This is a genomic window from Curtobacterium sp. C1 (genome assembly GCF_021049325.1).
GTDB lineage: Bacteria > Actinomycetota > Actinomycetes > Actinomycetales > Microbacteriaceae > Curtobacterium > Curtobacterium citreum.
Genome location: NZ_CP088076.1, coordinates 1,649,489 through 1,665,867, shown reverse-complemented (window position 1 = coordinate 1,665,867; position 16,379 = coordinate 1,649,489). Strand labels below are relative to the sequence as shown.

The following is a 16,379-nucleotide window of genomic DNA, read 5'->3' as shown; positions in this document are numbered from 1 at the left end:
TCACCCCCGCCCGGTGATCGCGGCGACGGCGTCCCCGGTGAGGGACGACACCACCGCGGGCAGGGCCATGAAGAGCGCGCCGGCGAACACGACGGTCAGCCCGATCTTGATCGGGAAGCCCATCTGGAAGGCGTTCAGCGCGGGTGCGACCCGGGTGAGCAGGCCGAGTCCGACGTCCGCCAGGAACAGCACGACGACGAGCGGGCCGGCGATCTGCAGCGCGGCGAGGAACATCTGCGACATCGCGGTGACGAGCAGCGCCGCGAGTGACCCGACCGCGAAGGTGCCGGGTGCTCCGTCGGTGCCGACGAGGGGCACCGCGTCGAACGACCGGACGAGTCCGCCGACGATGAGCTGGTAGCCCCCGCTGGCGAACAGGAGCGCGAGGGACGCCATCTGGAACAGCCGGGTGAACTGCGCGCCGTTCACCTGGGACTGCGGGTCGAACGCCTGCGCGAGGGTGAACCCTCCGAACAGGTCGATGAGCGCACCGGCGGACTGCACGGCGGCGAAGACGAGGAACACCAGGAACCCGAGCCCGAGCCCCACCGCGAGCTGGGTGAGGAGGGCGAGGAGGAACGCCCCGGTGTCCGCCTGCACGTACCCGGCGCCGACGTGCGGCGCGAGGCCGATCGCCAGGGCGAGCCCGAGGACGACCTTGATCGTCGCCGGGAACGCCCGGTACGAGAACGGCGGCGCGATGACGAAGAACGCCACGAGCCGCACCCCGGCGAGCATCGTGGCCTCGAGCCGCGCGCCGTCGACGACGAGGTCCATCAGCCGGTCCCGAGCAGCTTCGGGATCATGTCGAACGCGACGTGCGTGAACGCCACCATCTCCGAGATCATCCAGTTGCCGCAGACGACCAGGGCGATCGCGACGGCGACGGCCTTCGGCACGAACGAGAGCGTGACCTCCTGGATCTGGGTCACGGACTGGAACAGCGAGATCGCGAACCCGACGACGAGCGAGGTCACGAGGACCGGGGCGGCGAGCTTCGCCGACACCAGGAGCGCCTGGAGTGTGAGGTCGATGACGGCCTGCTGGTTCATCAGTGCACCACCTGGTAGCTCTGGATGAGCGACTGGATGATGAGCCCCCACCCGTCGACGAGCACGAACAGCAGGATCTTGAACGGCAGCGAGATCATCACCGGCGGGAGCATCATCATGCCCATCGACATCAGCGCCGCGGACACGACGAGGTCGATCACCAGGAACGGGATGAAGATGACGAACCCGATGATGAACGCGCTGCGGAGCTCGGAGATCACGAACGCCGGGATCACGGTCGTCATCGGGACGGCGTCCATGTCCTGCGGGTTGGCCTGACCGGCCGCGCGGGTGATGAGCGCGACGTCCTCCTCGCGCGTCTGGTGCAGCATGAACGTGCGGAGCGGCTTCGTCCCGACCTCGACCGCCGTCGCGAAGTCGACGTGCCCCGCCAGGTACGGCTGCAGGGCGTCGTCGTTGATGTGCCCGAGCACCGGTGCCATCACGAAGAGCGACAGGAAGAGCGCGAGTCCGGCGAGGACCTGGTTCGGCGGGATGCCCTGGAGCGCGAGGGCGTTCCGGGTCATCGCGAGGACCACGAAGATCTTCGTGAACGACGTCATCATGAGCAGCAGCGCCGGGGCGACGCTGAGGAGCGTGATGCCGAGGAGCGTCACCACGGCCGACGACGGGCTGCCGTCCGGACCGTTCACGCTGACGCTGAAGTCCCCGGTCGCGGGCGGGGTGGGCGTCGCGGGAGCGCTCGGCTGGACGACCCCGGCGGCGTGCGCGCCGGTCGGGTCCAGGAGCAGCAGGCCGGCGAGCACCGCCGCGCCGAGCAGGACGAGCGTGACGAGGCGGCCGACGCGTGCGGCGGTCACCCGGCCCGCCGGTCGCGGAGCGCCGCCGCGGCCTGCCGCCACGTGTCGGCGGACAGGATCGAACCCTGCAGCTGACGGCTGGTCGGCACGACGGTGCGCTGCGGACGCCGGTTGCGCGGACGCATGGGCAGCGACGCCGTCACCTCGGTCGTGTCGGCTGCACCGACCGGGAGGATCGTGGCGGGGTCGTCCTGCTGCTCCAGCTCGGCGCGGAACCGGTCGGCGGACGTGACGATCGCGAGCTCGGGCTCCGGCGCGGGTGCCTGTCCGCTCGTGAGCAGCGCGACCCCGTGCTCGGACACGCCGAGGACGAGGCGCTCCCCCTCGACGTCGACCACGACGACACTCGCCTTGCCCCCGATGCCGGTGCGCCCGACGACCTCGACGGACGCGGCGCGGCGGCCGCGGGCCTTCGGTCGGCCGAGCTGCCCCTTCGAGACGCGGCGGTGCAGCACCCACATCAGGGCGAGCACGACGCCGAGTGACAGGGCGACGCGGAGGACGATGACGAGCGTGTCCACGGCCGGGCTCAGACGCTCTCGGCGACGTCGAGGATCTTCGTGATGCGGACCGCGTAGTCCTGGTCGACGACGACGACCTCGCCGTGGGCGATGAGTCGACCGTTCAGCAGCACGTCCGCGGGGGCCCCGGCGCTGCGGTCGAGCTCGACGACGGCGCCCGGCTCCATGCCGAGCACGTCGCGGACGGACATGCGCGTGCGGCCGATCTCGACCGTCAGCGTCATCTCGACGTTGTTGATCCGGCCGAGGTTCCCGGTCGGCACGGCGGGCGTGGCGGCCGGGGCCGAGACGGTGCCGTTCTCGCGGACGCGGAGGCCGAACCACCCGCCGGGGACGCCGCCGGCGGTCAGTGCGAACACGACCGTCTCCGGGTCGGCGAACAGCGACGCGGCCGACTCGCGGCGGGCCTCGCCGAGGACCCCGACGCCGAGGACCTCGGCGGCGGCCTCGAGGGACGGGCGGAGGACGTCGGTGACCGCGATGATCCCGTGGTCGGTGCCGCCGGCGGCGACGACGGCCTCCAGGTCGGTGAGCACCAGGGCCAGGTCGGCCGACAGGCCGCCGACGAAGGACGCGACCACCGCGTCGGCAGCCGCTTCGAGCACGACCGCGGGCGCGCCTCCAGGCTGTGCCACCGCGGACAGGGGGGCCGCCGTCGGGAGCTGCGCTGCGAGCGACTCGGCGGCTGCGGTGTGGAGGGTGGTCGTGGTCATGCGTGCTGCTCCGTGGTGGTCGTGACGACGATGCCGGCGAGGCGCGAACCGTTCGCGCCGACGGCGGCCGTGCCGACGGGCTCGCCGTCGACGGCGATGGTGAGGGGGCGGTGCTGCGGGTGCGGGAGCGGCAGGACGTCGCCGACCGCGAGGCCGAGGACCCGGGCGGGGAGCACGGTGGCCGGCGCGAAGCGCAGGCTGACACCGACCGGGACCGCCGCGAGCTGCGCGTCGAGCAGGGCCTTCGCGTCGGCGGCGGTGACGCTCGAGGTGTCCTCGCCGAGCTGCGGCAGGAGCGCCTCGGCCGGCAGTGCGAGGGTCCCCGGTGCGACGCGGTCGCCGACGCGGATCGCGAACGAGGCGACGATCATCAGGTCGCCCTTCTGGGCGGCCTGGGCGAACTGGCTGTTGAACTGGAAGCCGCCGGTCGCGACCTCGTGCGTGAGCAGCCCGCCGAACGAGTAGCGCAGGTCGTCGAGGGCGTCCTCGACGATCTTCCGGACGAGCGCCTGCTCGATCGGGGTGAAGGTGCGGTCGGGGGTCGGCAGCGGCTTCGAGGCGCCGAGGGCGTGCGACACCCAGGTCAGGGCGGCGTCGAGCGGTACCTGCAGCACGCCCTTGGGTGCGATGCCGGCGATCGGCAGGAGCACCATGCCGGTCAGGGCGGGCAGCGACGCGGCGTACTCGTCGTACGTCGTCATCTCGACCTGCTCGCAGGTGACCTGGCTGACCGCGCGGACCTTGGCGGTCAGCTGCGTGCCCCACTGCCGGGCGAAGGTCTCGAAGGCGAGCTCGAGGACCCTGGCGTGCTCGCGGGCGAGCGTCGACGGGCGCGCGAAGTCGTACACCTCGGGCGCTGGCAGGGTCTCGGTCACGGCTGCGTCTGTCGGCCGCCGGCGGGCGCGCGTCAGTGCTGGCCCCCGGACTGGGGCCGGTGGGGCGCGTGCGCCTCGTCGGTTGCCATCCCGCTGTGCCGCTGCGCCGGGGCGCTCCGGCATGTGTTCGCTCGTCGTGTGTCAGCCGGCGGCGTGCGCTCCGTCCTGCGCGGTCGCGAGCGCGAGCATCAGGCTGCTGACGTCCTGGTCCGCGTTCGACAGCACGACGATGTCGACGCGGCGGTTGAGCGCGAGGTCCGCGTCCGAGTCGCCCTTCGCGAGCGGGCGGCTCGACCCGAAGCCGACGCTCTGCACGTGCTCGCCGGGCATCCCACCGCGCTCGACCAGGTCACGGAGCACGCCCGTCGCCCGGGCGGCGCTGAGCTCCCAGTTCGTGGCGTACGGCGCGGTCGAGTTCCGCTGGTCGGCGTGCCCCTCGACGCTCACGTCGTGGTTGCTCGTCCGCAGGACCGGGGCGATGGCGTCCATGATCCGCCGCGCCTGGTCGGAGAGGTCGGCGCTGTTCGTGCCGAAGTAGGTCTCGCTGCCGATCAGCCGGACCGTGAGCCCGCGGGCGTCGACCGTGAACTGCACGTTCGCCTGCTCGCCGGCCTTGTCCAGGTTGCCCTGGATCGCCGACTCGATCGCCTTGAGGTCGTCCAACTCGTGCTGCGCGGCGGCCAGGTCGGCCTTCGACGCGACCGGCGGGACGACCGTGGACGCGGGGTCGACGTTGGTGTCCTTCGCGCCGGACGCCGCGGTCGAGTGGTCGGCCTTCGACTTGTCGGTCGCGTAGCCCTTGCCGTCCTTCGTGACCTGCGACTTCGACACGACCGTGCCGGACGCGGTGTCGATCTTGTCGGACTTGACCTCGCCGAAGCCGGTCGCGAGCGAGGTCTTCAGGGCGATGAACTTCTGCTGGTCGACCGACGACATCGCGAACAGGACGAGGAACATGCACATCAGGACGGTGATCATGTCCATGTAGGACGCCATCCACCGCTCGTCGGGGTGCTCGGCCTCGTCGTGGCCGCCGCGCTTCCGACCGCGTCCGCGGCCCCGGGGGTTCGCGCTCACGGTCAGGCCGCCAGCTGTTGGTCGTCGACGTCCGCCGACGCCCGGCCCTTCGCGCCCTTGCCGCCCTTCGCGTCGCCGCGGGCGGTCGGCGGGACCATCGCGGTCAGGCGTTCACCGAGCAGGCGGGGCTGGCTGCCGGCCTGCACGGCGAGCAGCCCCTCCATCAGGAGGGTCTGACGGTCCGACTCGAGCTGCGCGAGCTTCTTGAGCTTGCCGCCGAACGGGAGCCACAGGAAGTTCGCGGTGAGCAGGCCCCAGAGCGTCGCGACGAACGCGCTCGCGATGAGCGGACCGAGCTCGTCCGGCTTGCCGAGGTTCGCGAGGACGTGGGTGAGCGACACGACCGTGCCGATGATGCCGACCGTCGGGGCGAAGCCGCCGAGGCCCATGAAGAACGCACTCGCGCTCCGCAGCGGTGCGGCGTTCGACTCGATCTCGTCCTCGAGCAGGATCCGGAGCTCGTCACCGTCGGTGCCGTCGGCGATGTTCTGCAGCGCCTTCTTCATGAACGGGTCGTCGTGCTTGTCCGCCTCCTGCTCGAGCGCGAGCAGACCGTTCGAGCGGGCGGTCTCGGCGAGCCCGACGACGTCGTCGATCACGGCCTGCGGCGGTGTGACCTTGCCCGTGAACGCCTTCGGCACCGCCTTGAACGCGGCGATCGCGTCCTTCAGCGTGGTGCTCGCGATGCCGCAGCCGATCGTCGCGCCGAACACGAGCAGCATCGGGGCGGGCAGGAACAGTCCGGCGAGCTCGACGTGTTCCATCTGCGCCATGCCGAACAGGGCGCCGAAGGCGACGAGGATGCCGACGATGGTCGCGATGTCCACGTCAGCGCCCCCCGTCCGCGCGGGCGTCGGTCGGCCTGCTCGGCAGGGCCGCGACGGGTGCGAGGGAGTGGGGACCGCCCGCGTTCTGGACGGACTGCGCGTCGGTGCCGTACGCCATCCCGACGATCCGGGCGCGGTACGCGGCGACGAGGTCGATCACCTCGGTCATGGACTCGCGGACGATGTACTTCGCCCCGTCGACCATGATGAGGGTCGTGTCCGGCGTCTCCTGGATGCGCTCCACGAGATCCGGGTTGACAGCGAATGCGCTGCCGTTGAGTCGTGTGACGACGATCATGGCCCGTCCTGGTTCTCGATCGTCCCGCCGCCGTCCGTGGGGCGGGATGCAGGCCCGTCCGTGGTCCTGCACCGGTGGCTATCGGCGGAGGTCCCGACCTCGTTAGGAGCCGCACCACACCCGTCGCCCAAGTTCTCATGGACGAGTTATTCCCGATCCGTTCCTGCGAATCAGCCCCGGGATGTCCCCTGTTTTATCTCATGAGCGTGTTAGCGTGACGCCCATGTCCGACACCACCACCGTCGTCACGCCCACCGACCCGGCCGCTCCCGCAGCGGCCACCGCGCCCCTGCGCGAGGTCGGCGCGCTCATCCGCGGCGCCCGCAAGGGACGCAGCATGACCCAGTCGCAGCTCGCCGAGCGCGTCGGGACCAGCCAGAGCGCGATCAACCGGATCGAGCAGGGTGGCCAGAACCTGTCCCTCGAGATGCTCACGCGCATCAGCGAAGCGCTCGACCAGCAGATCGTCTCGATCGGCGGCGCACCGCAGCGCTCGCACCTGCGGGTGCAGGGCGGACGGAAGCTCAGCGGCTCCATCGCCGTCAACTCGAGCAAGAACGCGGCCGTCGCGCTGCTCTGCGCCTCGCTGCTGAACCGTGGCGTGACGCGGCTGCACCGGGTCGCGCGCATCGTCGAGGTCGACCGCATCATCGACGTGCTCCGCAGCCTCGGCGCGACCGTCACCTGGTCGCCCGACGGCGAGGTCCTGGAGATCGTCGCCCCGTCGGACCTGCACCTCGACGCGATCGACGCGGACGCCGCGCGCCGCACCCGGAGCGTGCTGATGTTCCTCGGCCCGCTGAGCGGTCGGTACGGGTCGTTCCGACTCCCCTATGCCGGCGGCTGCGACCTCGGCACCCGGACCGTCGAGCCGCACCTCATCGCACTGCGCCCCTTCGGAGTCGACGTCGAGGCGACCTCCGGCTGGTACGAGGTCGGCGTCGCGAACCAGGACGTCCCGGCGCACTCCGTCGTCCTGACCGAACGCGGCGACACCGTGACCGAGAACGCGATCCTCGCCGCCGCCGCCCGAGACGGTGTGACCACCATCCGGAACGCCAGCCCGAACTACATGGTGCAGGACCTCTGCTTCTTCCTCGAGCTCCTCGGGGTGCAGGTCGAGGGCATCGGCACGACGACGCTCAGGATCACGGGCAAGAGCCGGATCGACGAGGTCGTGGACTACTGGCCCAGCGAGGATCCGGTCGAGGCGATGAGCCTGCTGACCGCCGGCATCGTCACGTCATCGACCCTGACCGTGACGCGTGCGCCGATCGAGTTCCTGGAGATCGAGCTCGCGACCCTGGCCGAGATGGGCCTGCGCTTCGACGTCAGCGAGGAGTACTCGGCCGCGAACGGTCGGACCCGCCTCGTCGACATCACGGTCCACCCCTCGGAGCTGCACGCGCCGATCGACAAGATCCACGCGATGCCGTTCCCCGGCCTGAACATCGACAACCTGCCGTTCTTCGTCGTGATCGCGGCGATGGCCGAGGGCACGACGCTCGTGCACGACTGGGTCTACGAGGGCCGGGCGATCCACCTGCTCGACCTCACCCGGCTCGGCGCCAGCGTGACCCTGCGCGACCCGCACCGGCTCGACGTCACCGGCCCGACGCACTTCTCCGGTGCCGAGGTCAGCTGCCCGCCGGCCCTCCGTCCCGCGGTGGTCATCCTGCTGGCGATGCTCGCGGCGAAGGGCGAGAGCGTCCTGCGCAACGTCGGCATCATCGCCCGCGGGTACGAGCAGCTGCAGGAGCGCCTCAACTCGCTCGGCGCGTCCATCGAGACGTTCCACGACTGACCCTCCTCCCCCTCCGCGGAACGCAACGTGGGCGGTTCCCCGCAGCGGTACTCCGCTGCGAGGAACCGCCAACGTTGCGTGTTGCGAGGTCGCCGGTTCGACGGGCGGTCAGCGCGAGGAGGCTGCTCCGATCGAGCCGGCCCGCTGCGTCGTGGTCCAGGCCACTGCGAACGCGATGGCGATGACGAGGACCGCGCTGACGAGCCCGGTGCCGATGTCGAGGCCGCCTCGGGCGCACGGGACGGCGACGTAGTCGGCGAAGGACGCGCCGACCGGACGGGTGAGGACGTAGGCGGTCCAGAACCCGCTGACCGGTCCGAGCACAGTCCCGGCGCGAGCGAGGACGACGATCAGCATCGCGGCCGTGAAGACGAGGCCGCCACTGAGGAACCCGAGGTGGAGGGTGCTGGCGGCGAGGTCGCCGGCCGCCGTTCCCATCGCGAAGGTCGTGATGACAGCGGCCCAGTAGAACAGCTGCCGGCGGGTGCTGGTGATCGTGTGGACGTCGACGGTGCCCTCGATGCGGCGCCAGAGGACGAAGACGGCGACCAGGGCCGCGAGGAACACCGGGGTGGACACCAGGTAGGGGACGCCGAGTGCGACGTGGGTGACGTCGGCGACCATGGTGCCGAACACACCCACCATGGACACGGTGCCCCAGTAGAGCCAGGGCCGGTACCGGTCTGCTCGGAGCTGCGCGGCGAGGACCGCGGTGAAGAGCACCGCGGTGGTCAACACGGTCGGGACCGGGTCGAACCGGGTGACGAGGAAGTCGGAGAGCGCTTCCCCCATCGCGGTGGTGAGGACCTTGATCACCCAGAACGACGCCGTGGGTTCAGGCACCCGGTTCTGCACTGCGGTCGTGTCACTCATCGGTCGCCGGCCGTCCGTCCGGCGGGCTCGGAGGCCTCAGCGGCCGCCTCGCGCCGCTTGCGGGCGACGTGGCGCTTTCGGAGGGCGCCGATGACGATCGGGAGGATCGAGACGAGGACGATGACGATCATCAGCGCGTCGATGTTGTGCGCGACGAGCGGGATGCCGCCGAGGAGCACGCCGACGACGGTCAACCCGCACGCCCAGGAGATCGCGCCGATGAGGTTGAACAGCAGGAACCGGCGGTAGTGCATCTGCGCGGTGCCCGCAGCGAGGGGCACGTAGGTGCGGACGATGGGGACGAACCGTCCGAGCACCAGGCTCAGGCCGCCCCACCTGGTGAAGAACGCTTCCGCTTCGTCGAGGCGGGCGGTCGTGAGGATGCGGGCGTCGTCCTTGAAGAGGCGCCGTCCGTAGCGTTTCCCGATCCAGTAGCCGACCTGGTCCCCGGCGATCGCGGCGACGGACGCGACGACGGCGACCTGCCACGGGGCCACACCGAGGGTGCTGCTGATGATCGCTGCCGTGACGAGCAGGGAGTCGCCGGGCAGGAACGGGAACAGGACCCCGGACTCGATGAAGATCAGCAGCGCGATCCCGGCGAGGACGTACGGGCCGAAGGCGTGCAGGACGGACGCCGCGTCGAACAGGCTCACGGCCAGCGGGAGAGTGGAGAGCACGATGTGCCTTTCACGAGGTGCAGGGCCGGTGCCGTCGTCACCCGAACGGACGGCGACACCGGCGGATCGGGTCAGACGGTGAGGCGGCTGCGCTGCTGGGTGTCGTCGCGGCGGATCCGGATCACGAGGACGCTGATGATCGCTGCGATGACGACGAAGAACGCGATGCTCGTGGTGATCGTGCCGATGCCCAGGCCGCCGTCCTGCGGCGACGCGGACAGCAGGTCGCCGGTGGACGCGCCGAGGGGGCGGGTGAGGACGTACGCGATCCAGAAGCAGAGCACCGCACCGCGGCGGCCGATGAACCAGACCGCTGCGGTCAGGGCGATGGCGCCGGCGAAGAGCAGCAGGGACGGGAAGTACCCGAGCCCGGTCTGCTCGGCGATGAGGTCACCGGCTGCCGTGCCGAGCGCGAACGTGAACAGGATCGCGAGCCAGTAGAACGCCTCCCGCCGCACGGTGTCGATGCCGTGGATCGAGAGGGTGCCCTCGACCCGGTACCAGATCGTGAAGACCGCCAGGAGCGCGAGACCGAAGACGGTGGTGCTGACCGCGAGCGGGACACCGAGGCCGTCGGTGAGGTCGTCCGTGACGCAGGTCCCGATGATGCTGATGAGCACGACGGTGATCCAGTACACCGGCGGCCGGTAGGAGCGCGACCGGAACTGGAGGACGAGGAACACGGCCAGCGCGACCGCCATGACCAGCGTCGTGCGTGGCAGCCCCAGACCGACGGTGTCGCTGAGCAGGTCCGCCGCGGTCTCACCGACGGTGGTGGCGAGGACCTTGATGATCCAGAACGACGCGGTCGGGTCGGGCACCTTGTTCGAGCGCGTCCGCGAGCGCAGCGGCACGACAGGCGAGTGGGACATGGTGTTCTCCTCGTCGGGGCGAGCCGTTCCGCAGGGAGGCGGGCTTCGGCGGAGCCCCGACGGTAGGGCGGGTCGCGCAAGACTCCTCCAAGAATCGTCGCGGGCTCGACGCAGCACCCCCGGAACGCGGATCGGGAAGATCCAGCAGCACGTCCGGAGTTGACTGACAGGTCGGACGAACCTCGAGGAGACACGTGCTCGGTCCTGAACTGGTGGTCGCCCTCGGCCTCGCCATCGCCGTGACGGCTGCCGTCGCCGACCGCATCCGCGTCGCGCCGCCGGTGCTCCTGCTCGTGATCGGTGCGCTGCTCGCGCTCGTGCCGACCTTCGGGACGGTGGAGCTCCCCGCGGACGCCGTGCTCCTGCTGTTCCTGCCGGCGCTGCTGTACTGGGAGAGCCTGACGACCTCGCTCCGGGAGATCCGGAAGAACCTCCGCGGGATCGTCCTGATGGGGACCGTGCTCGTCGTCGTGACGGCCGGGGTCGTCGCCACGCTCCTGCACCTGCTCGGCATGCCGTGGGGGCCGGCGTGGGTGCTCGGCGCCGCGGTCGCCCCGACCGACGCCACGGCGGTGGGCGTCCTGACGAAGATGCTGCCCCGTCGCAACGTCACGGTGCTCCGCGCCGAGAGCCTGGTCAACGACGGCACGACCCTGGTGGTCTACGGCATCGCGGTCGCCGTGACCGTGGGCACCCAGCAGCTGACGTTCTGGAGCGTCTCGTGGATGCTCGTGCTCTCCTACGTCGGCGGGGTCGCGGCCGGGCTCCTCGCGGCGTGGCTCGGCTCGCTCGTGCTGCGCCGGGTGGACACCGTGGTGCTCGAGAACCTCGTGACGCTGCTCGTCCCGTTCGCGGCGTTCCTCGGCGCCGAGGCGATCGGCGCCTCGGGCGTGCTCGCGGTCGTCGCGGCCGGCATCGTGGTGAGCCAGGTCGCACCGAAGCTCGACCGTGCCGAGACCCGGCAGCAGGTCCGCGCGTTCTGGTCCTTCCTGACGTACCTGCTCAACGGCGCCCTGTTCGTGCTCGTCGGCATCGAGGCCATGGTGGCCGCGCGGGAGCTCGACGCCCGCGAACTGTGGAGCGGCGTCGGGCTCGTGGTCGCGGTCTCGGTCGTGCTGGTCCTCGTGCGCTTCGCGTTCGAGGGCACGATCGGTGGAACGGTCTGGCTCGTCACCCGGCGCTTCGGCGGGGAGCCCCGCGAGGACCGCCGCGACCGGCTCGTGAGCGGCTTCGCCGGGTTCCGGGGCGCGGTGTCGCTCGCGATGGCGGTCGCCGTCCCCCGCACGCTCGAGTCCGGGGGCGCGTTCCCGGAGCGGGACCTCATCGTGTTCGTCACGGCGGGCGTCGTCGTCCTGACGATCGTCGGCCAGGCGCTCGTCCTGCCGGCGGTGCTCCGTCGGGCGGCCCTGCCGGAGGACGAGTCGGTCGGCGAGGAGCGGCGGCACGCCGAGCGCACGGCCATCGAGGAGGCGCTCGACGCTCTCCCCCGACTCGCACGCTCCGCCGGCGCCGACCTGGCGACGGTGGCGCGGATCCGGAAGGACTACGAGGCACACCTGGACGTCATCGAGGCCCGCGCCGAGGAGGACGAGGACCACCCGGCCCTGCAGCGCCACGACTCCGCCGTTGCGCTCGAGCTCGCGCTCGTCCGCCACAAGGCGGCGACCCTCCTGCGGCTCCGCGACGCCGACGAGATCGACGACCTGGTCCTCCGCCAGGTCCGCGCAGGCTACGACGCCGAGGAGGCGCGGCTCGAGGGCTCGACCCCACCCTGACCCCGCGCGGGCACCTGCCCCGCCCGCAGCATCGCCCGCTCGAGCAGCTCCAGGTCGATCCCGACGTGCCGCCGCGCGATCTGCCCGGCCGTCACCGTCGCCCCGTCGCACACGGCGTCGACGAGCGCCTCGTGCTCCCGGAGCGCCCGGGCCTCCATCTCGGCCATGCCCTCCGCGGTCCCCCAGAGGTGCGCGGGCGCCGCGATCGACACCTGCGACTCGAGCCCGGCCAGGGTCGCGGCGAGCACGTCGTTCCGGGCCGCGTCGATGATCGTCCGGTGCAGCACGGCGTCGGCCTGCTGCTTCGCGAGCCCGGACTCCGCGGCCCGGAAGTCCTCGAGACGAGCGCGGAGTGCCCCGCGCTCGTCGTCGGCGATCCGCTCGGCGGCCGCCGTGGCGAGGGCACCGTGCAGGAGCGCGATCGCGTCGGCGGTCTCGCGGATGCCGGCCCACCGCGCGGTCATCGTGCGCCCGACCGCCTCGGAGGACGAGTCCGGCCACTGCGTCCGGACGAACGTCCCGCCGCCGCGGCCGCGCCGCGTCTCGAGGAGCCCACGGTCCACCAGGCGCGCGAGGGCGGCTCGGACGGTGACCCGCCCGACCCCGAGCAGGCCGGTCAGCTCGCGTTCCGGCGGCAGCCGGGACCCGGGCAGGTACTCCCCGACGGCGACCGCGGTGACGAGCCGGTCCTCGACCTCGTCGACCCGGCTCTCCGGCGCGCGTTCCGCCACGTCGGCCCCTCCTGTCCTGTTTCGTCCACGTTAAAGGACCGGAAAAGGTCTTGCAGCAGACCTTTTCGGGAGCCATGCTGAGCGGCATGTCCCGCATCACCGAAGGCACGATGCCGTTCCGCGACGGCCACACCTGGTACCGCGTCACCGAACCCGACTCCCCGACCCCCGGTGCACTGCCGCTCGTCGTGCTGCACGGCGGCCCCGGCATGGCCCACGACTACCTCCGGAACCTCGCGGCCCTTGCAGACGAGACCGGTCGGACCGTCGTCCACCACGACCAGTTCGGCTGCGGGCAGAGCTCCCACCGTCCCGACGCCCCCGTCGACACCTGGGTCCCGCAGCTCTTCGTCGACGAGTACGCCGCGCTCGTCGAGCACCTGGGCCTCGGCGACCACCACGTCCTCGGGCAGTCGTGGGGCGGCATGCTCGGCGCGGAGATCGCCGTCCGGCAGCCCGAACACCTGCGCAGCCTGATGATCTGCAACTCCCCCGCGTCGATGCAGCTCTGGGTCGACGGCGCCGCCGAGCTCCGCGCGCAGCTGCCCGAGGACGTCCAGGACGCCCTGACCCGGCACGAGCAGGCCGGCACGGTCGACGACCCCGAGTACCTCGCCGCGACGCAGGTCTTCTACGAGCGCCACGTCTGCCGCGTCGTCCCCATGCCGCAGGACTTCGTCGACTCCGAGACCCAGATGGAACAGGAGCCGACGGTCTACCACACGATGAACGGCCCGAACGAGTTCCACGTCATCGGCACCATGCGCGACTGGACGATCGTCGACCGGCTCGACCGGGTCGCCGTCCCCACCCTGGTCGTCGCCGGCGAGCACGACGAGGCCACCCCCGCCACCTGGCAGCCCTTCGTCGAGCGCATCGCCGACGTCCGCCAGCACGTCTTCCCCGGCGCCAGCCACTGCACCCACCTGGAGCAGCCGGAGGAGTTCCGCCGCGTCGTCGCCGCGTTCGCGGCGACGCACGACGACCACCCCACCGTCGCGGACCGGCCCACCTCCTAGGTCGCGACCCCACACGGACGGGAGGCGCGGCACCACCCCGCCACGATCCTCCCGTCCGGCTCCCCCCACCCACGCACCGTCTCCCCGAACGGAACCGTCATGTCGCAGCAGCACAGCGAGCTCTCCGCACAGCAGCAGCTCGAGGCCTACGGCTACGAGCAGGAGCTCAAGCGCTCCGTGTCCACCACCGACCTGCTCGTCTACGGGCTCGTCTTCATGGTGCCGATCGCCCCCTGGGCGATCTTCGGCACCGTCTACAACGCGTCGAGCGGCATGGTGCCGCTCGTCTACCTCGTCGGTCTCGTGGCGATGATCTTCACGGCGCTCGCGTACGCGCAGATGGCGAAGTCCATCCCGCTCGCGGGCAGCGTGTTCTCCTACGTCGGCCGCGGCATCCACCCCACCGCCGGGTTCTTCGCCGGCTGGGCGATCCTGCTCGACTACCTGCTCGTCCCGACGCTGCTCTACGTGTTCGCCGCGGAGAGCATGGTCGGTATCTTCCCCGGCACGCCCCGCTGGCTGTGGGCGCTGCTCTTCGTCGCGATCAACACCGTCATCAACCTGCTCGGCGTCTCGTCGCTCAAGCTCGCGAACCGCATCTTCCTGCTCATCGAGCTCGTGTTCGTCGCGATCTTCGTCGTCATCGCGATCGTCGCCCTCACCGGCGGCACGGTGCCCGGTGCCTCGTTCTCGACCGACCAGGTGTGGGACCCGTCGAAGGTCTCCGCGCCGCTCATCGCGAGCGCCCTGTCCATCGCGGTCCTGAGCTTCCTCGGCTTCGACGGCATCTCGACCCTGTCCGAGGAGTCCACCGGCCGCCGCGGTGGCGCCGGACTCGCGATGATCCTGGCGCTGGTGATCGTCGCGTTCCTGTTCGTCCTGCAGACGTGGCTCGCATCCGCCCTGGCCGCCGGCCGGGACGCGTTCCCGGACAGCGAGGTCGGCAACGCCTTCTTCTCGATCGTCGAACAGGCCTCGTCGAGCGGGTGGGCGACGGCGTTCTTCGCGGTGAACGTCCTGGCCGTCGGCATCGCGAACGCCATGGCCGCGCAGGCCGCCACGAGCCGCCTGCTGTTCTCGATGAGCCGCGACCGGCAGCTCCCCGCGTTCCTGCACAAGCTGAACGGCCGACAGGTCCCGCAGAACGCGATCATCGTCGTCTCGGTGCTGTCCGCGATCCTCGTGCTGTTCTTCGTCGGGCAGATCGACACGATCTCGTCCCTGGTGAACTTCGGCGCCCTGTTCGGCTTCATGCTCCTGCACGTCTCGGTGTTCGTGCACCACGTCGTGAAGGGGAAGTCGCGCAACTGGCTGCTGCACCTGGTCGTCCCGCTCATCGGCTTCCTGATCATCGGGTACGTGCTGCTCAACGCCGCGGTCGAGGCCAAGGTCGGCGGCATCGTCTGGCTGGTCGTCGGTGCGGCCGTGTTCCTCTACTACCGTGCGACGGGACGGTCGACCGAGGTCGGCTCGGAAGGAGACCACGCATGACCCCCGACCACCACCTGCCGAACACCCTCGGCGTCCCCGGGTTCGACCCGGCACGCGAGCCCGTGCTCCGCATCACCCCGGGCAGCGGCGAGACGATCGGCTTCGAGACGACCGACGCCGTGTACGCCGAACTCGACCGGCACCACGACCTGGCCCAGCTGCAGGCACCGATCAACCCGGTGACCGGCCCGGTGTACGTCGAGGGCGCGATGCCGGGCGACACCCTGGCCGTGCACATCCACGACATCGAGCTGACGACGCACGGCTGGTCGGTCTCGCTCCCCGGGTCCGGCGCGCTCCAGCACGTCATGCCCGATGGGGTCTTCGCGCGCCGCTGCCCGATCTCCGACGGTGTGGTCCAGGTCTCTGACCGACACCGCTTCCCTGTCCGCCCGATGATCGGCTGCATCGGCGTCGCCCCGGCCGAGGGCACGAACTCGACGATCATGCCCGCGTACGCCGAGGGCGGGAACATGGACGTGACCGAGGCCCGCCCCGGCTCCACCGTGTACCTGCCCGTCCGGGTCCCCGGCGCCCTCCTGTCGATCGGCGACGTGCACGCGATCATGGCCGAGGGCGAGTCGTCCTTCGTCGCGATCGAGGCCCAGGGCACCGCGATCGTCTCCGTCGACCTGCTGCAGGGCGGGCCCGCGCTCCGGGCGCCGCGCATCGAGACGCCCGAGGAGTGGCTGTTCGTCGGGCTCGGCGACCCCGTGCAGGAGAGCGTCCGTCGCGGGTACGAGGACGCGTTCGCGTTCCTGGTCGACCAGCACGGGTGGAGCGCCGAGGACGCGTACGCGGTGCTCAGCGCCGTGGGCGACTCGAAGCTCGGCGGGCCGACGGGGTCCGGCGACCCGGACCCGCTGCACCCGTTCGCCGCGGCGGGTGCCGTGACGCTGCACCGGGTGCCGAAGGCGGTGCTGGGCGGCGCCGCGGGCTGAGCTGCGGCG

18 protein-coding genes are annotated in these 16,379 nt (G+C 71.3%); 5 read left to right on the top strand and 13 right to left on the bottom strand.

All coding sequences use genetic code 11. From position 1 onward, the window contains the following. The 9 genes from LQK89_RS08110 to LQK89_RS08070 all read right to left on the bottom strand — a co-directional run bounded on the left by LQK89_RS08110 (position 1) and on the right by LQK89_RS08070 (position 6,184). Positions 1-777 carry a flagellar biosynthetic protein FliR gene (locus tag LQK89_RS08110; protein WP_058740404.1) on the bottom strand — a complete coding sequence of 259 codons (777 nt, stop codon included), beginning with the start codon at positions 775-777 and terminating at the stop codon, positions 1-3. Beyond that, entirely contained in the window at positions 777-1,052 is a 276-nt protein-coding gene (fliQ, locus tag LQK89_RS08105) for a flagellar biosynthesis protein FliQ (protein ID WP_058740403.1), read from the bottom strand. The genes LQK89_RS08110 and fliQ overlap by 1 nt, the downstream gene beginning before the upstream one ends. Further along, complete coding sequence (fliP, locus tag LQK89_RS08100; RefSeq protein WP_231050711.1) at positions 1,052-1,873, bottom strand: flagellar type III secretion system pore protein FliP; 822 nt, start codon at positions 1,871-1,873, stop codon at positions 1,052-1,054. Before fliP ends, fliQ begins: the two co-directional genes overlap by 1 nt. Next, positions 1,870-2,394 (bottom strand): FliO/MopB family protein, encoded by a 525-nt coding sequence (locus LQK89_RS08095; protein ID WP_231050710.1) that lies wholly within the window; start codon positions 2,392-2,394, stop codon positions 1,870-1,872. Before LQK89_RS08095 ends, fliP begins: the two co-directional genes overlap by 4 nt. Before the next feature lie 8 nt (positions 2,395-2,402). Beyond that, a complete protein-coding gene (gene fliN / locus LQK89_RS08090) occupies positions 2,403-3,107 on the bottom strand; it encodes a flagellar motor switch protein FliN (RefSeq protein WP_231050709.1) in 705 nt (234 codons plus the stop codon). Then, entirely contained in the window at positions 3,104-3,982 is an 879-nt protein-coding gene (locus LQK89_RS08085; RefSeq protein WP_141861453.1) for a flagellar motor switch protein FliM, read from the bottom strand. Before LQK89_RS08085 ends, fliN begins: the two co-directional genes overlap by 4 nt. Positions 3,983-4,123: 141 nt before the next feature. Next, positions 4,124-5,059: an OmpA/MotB family protein gene (locus tag LQK89_RS08080; protein ID WP_231050708.1), complete on the bottom strand. Its 936-nt coding sequence runs from the start codon at positions 5,057-5,059 to the stop codon at positions 4,124-4,126. Between the two features lie 2 nt (positions 5,060-5,061). Continuing rightward, positions 5,062-5,886, bottom strand: coding sequence for a motility protein A (locus LQK89_RS08075; RefSeq protein WP_058740398.1), 825 nt, complete (start codon positions 5,884-5,886; stop codon positions 5,062-5,064). Position 5,887: 1 nt separating this feature from the next. Then, the gene (locus LQK89_RS08070) at positions 5,888-6,184 is read right to left on the bottom strand and encodes a flagellar FlbD family protein (protein ID WP_141861452.1); all 297 of its coding nucleotides are present in this window, start codon (positions 6,182-6,184) and stop codon (positions 5,888-5,890) included. Between the two features lie 223 nt (positions 6,185-6,407). Between LQK89_RS08070 and LQK89_RS08065 the strand changes: the two genes are divergently transcribed. Continuing rightward, complete coding sequence (locus tag LQK89_RS08065; RefSeq protein ID WP_231050707.1) at positions 6,408-7,988, top strand: helix-turn-helix domain-containing protein; 1,581 nt, start codon at positions 6,408-6,410, stop codon at positions 7,986-7,988. Between the two features lie 108 nt (positions 7,989-8,096). Here the strand turns inward: LQK89_RS08065 and LQK89_RS08060 are convergent, their stop codons facing one another. The 3 genes from LQK89_RS08060 to LQK89_RS08050 form a co-directional block, all read right to left on the bottom strand. Next, positions 8,097-8,861 carry a COG4705 family protein gene (locus LQK89_RS08060; protein WP_231050706.1) on the bottom strand — a complete coding sequence of 255 codons (765 nt, stop codon included), beginning with the start codon at positions 8,859-8,861 and terminating at the stop codon, positions 8,097-8,099. Then, positions 8,858-9,541 carry a DedA family protein gene (locus tag LQK89_RS08055; RefSeq protein WP_231050705.1) on the bottom strand — a complete coding sequence of 228 codons (684 nt, stop codon included), beginning with the start codon at positions 9,539-9,541 and terminating at the stop codon, positions 8,858-8,860. Before LQK89_RS08055 ends, LQK89_RS08060 begins: the two co-directional genes overlap by 4 nt. Before the next feature lie 71 nt (positions 9,542-9,612). Further along, positions 9,613-10,413: a COG4705 family protein gene (locus LQK89_RS08050; protein WP_174778529.1), complete on the bottom strand. Its 801-nt coding sequence runs from the start codon at positions 10,411-10,413 to the stop codon at positions 9,613-9,615. Positions 10,414-10,607: 194 nt separating this feature from the next. Here LQK89_RS08050 and LQK89_RS08045 point away from each other — a divergent pair, with 194 nt between their 5' ends. Beyond that, entirely contained in the window at positions 10,608-12,188 is a 1,581-nt protein-coding gene (locus LQK89_RS08045; RefSeq protein WP_231050704.1) for a Na+/H+ antiporter, read from the top strand. On the opposite strand, the gene LQK89_RS08040 is transcribed toward LQK89_RS08045, so the two are convergent. Continuing rightward, entirely contained in the window at positions 12,143-12,919 is a 777-nt protein-coding gene (locus LQK89_RS08040) for a FadR/GntR family transcriptional regulator (RefSeq protein ID WP_231050703.1), read from the bottom strand. The genes LQK89_RS08045 and LQK89_RS08040 overlap by 46 nt on opposite strands. An 86-nt stretch (positions 12,920-13,005) precedes the next feature. Between LQK89_RS08040 and LQK89_RS08035 the strand changes: the two genes are divergently transcribed. From LQK89_RS08035 to LQK89_RS08025, 3 genes are all read left to right on the top strand, one after another. Further along, a complete protein-coding gene (locus tag LQK89_RS08035; RefSeq protein WP_231050702.1) occupies positions 13,006-13,938 on the top strand; it encodes a proline iminopeptidase-family hydrolase in 933 nt (310 codons plus the stop codon). A 99-nt stretch (positions 13,939-14,037) separates the two neighbouring features. Beyond that, positions 14,038-15,429 (top strand): APC family permease, encoded by a 1,392-nt coding sequence (locus tag LQK89_RS08030; RefSeq protein ID WP_231050701.1) that lies wholly within the window; start codon positions 14,038-14,040, stop codon positions 15,427-15,429. Further along, positions 15,426-16,370 (top strand): acetamidase/formamidase family protein, encoded by a 945-nt coding sequence (locus LQK89_RS08025; protein WP_231050700.1) that lies wholly within the window; start codon positions 15,426-15,428, stop codon positions 16,368-16,370. The genes LQK89_RS08030 and LQK89_RS08025 overlap by 4 nt, the downstream gene beginning before the upstream one ends. Positions 16,371-16,379 lie beyond the last annotated feature (9 nt).

Bases quoted from the DNA above. Each gene is read 5' to 3' on its own strand.
- LQK89_RS08110 (WP_058740404.1), bottom strand. From the start codon at position 777: ATGGACCTCGTCGTCGACGGCGCGCGGCTCGAGGCCACGATGCTCGCC.
- fliQ (WP_058740403.1), bottom strand. From the start codon at position 1,052: ATGAACCAGCAGGCCGTCATCGACCTCACACTCCAGGCGCTCCTGGTG.
- fliN (WP_231050709.1), bottom strand. From the start codon at position 3,107: ATGACCACGACCACCCTCCACACCGCAGCCGCCGAGTCGCTCGCAGCG.
- LQK89_RS08070 (WP_141861452.1), bottom strand. From the start codon at position 6,184: ATGATCGTCGTCACACGACTCAACGGCAGCGCATTCGCTGTCAACCCG.
- LQK89_RS08065 (WP_231050707.1), top strand. From the start codon at position 6,408: ATGTCCGACACCACCACCGTCGTCACGCCCACCGACCCGGCCGCTCCC.
- LQK89_RS08060 (WP_231050706.1), bottom strand. From the start codon at position 8,861: ATGAGTGACACGACCGCAGTGCAGAACCGGGTGCCTGAACCCACGGCG.
- LQK89_RS08050 (WP_174778529.1), bottom strand. From the start codon at position 10,413: ATGTCCCACTCGCCTGTCGTGCCGCTGCGCTCGCGGACGCGCTCGAAC.
- LQK89_RS08035 (WP_231050702.1), top strand. From the start codon at position 13,006: ATGTCCCGCATCACCGAAGGCACGATGCCGTTCCGCGACGGCCACACC.
- LQK89_RS08030 (WP_231050701.1), top strand. From the start codon at position 14,038: ATGTCGCAGCAGCACAGCGAGCTCTCCGCACAGCAGCAGCTCGAGGCC.
- LQK89_RS08025 (WP_231050700.1), top strand. From the start codon at position 15,426: ATGACCCCCGACCACCACCTGCCGAACACCCTCGGCGTCCCCGGGTTC.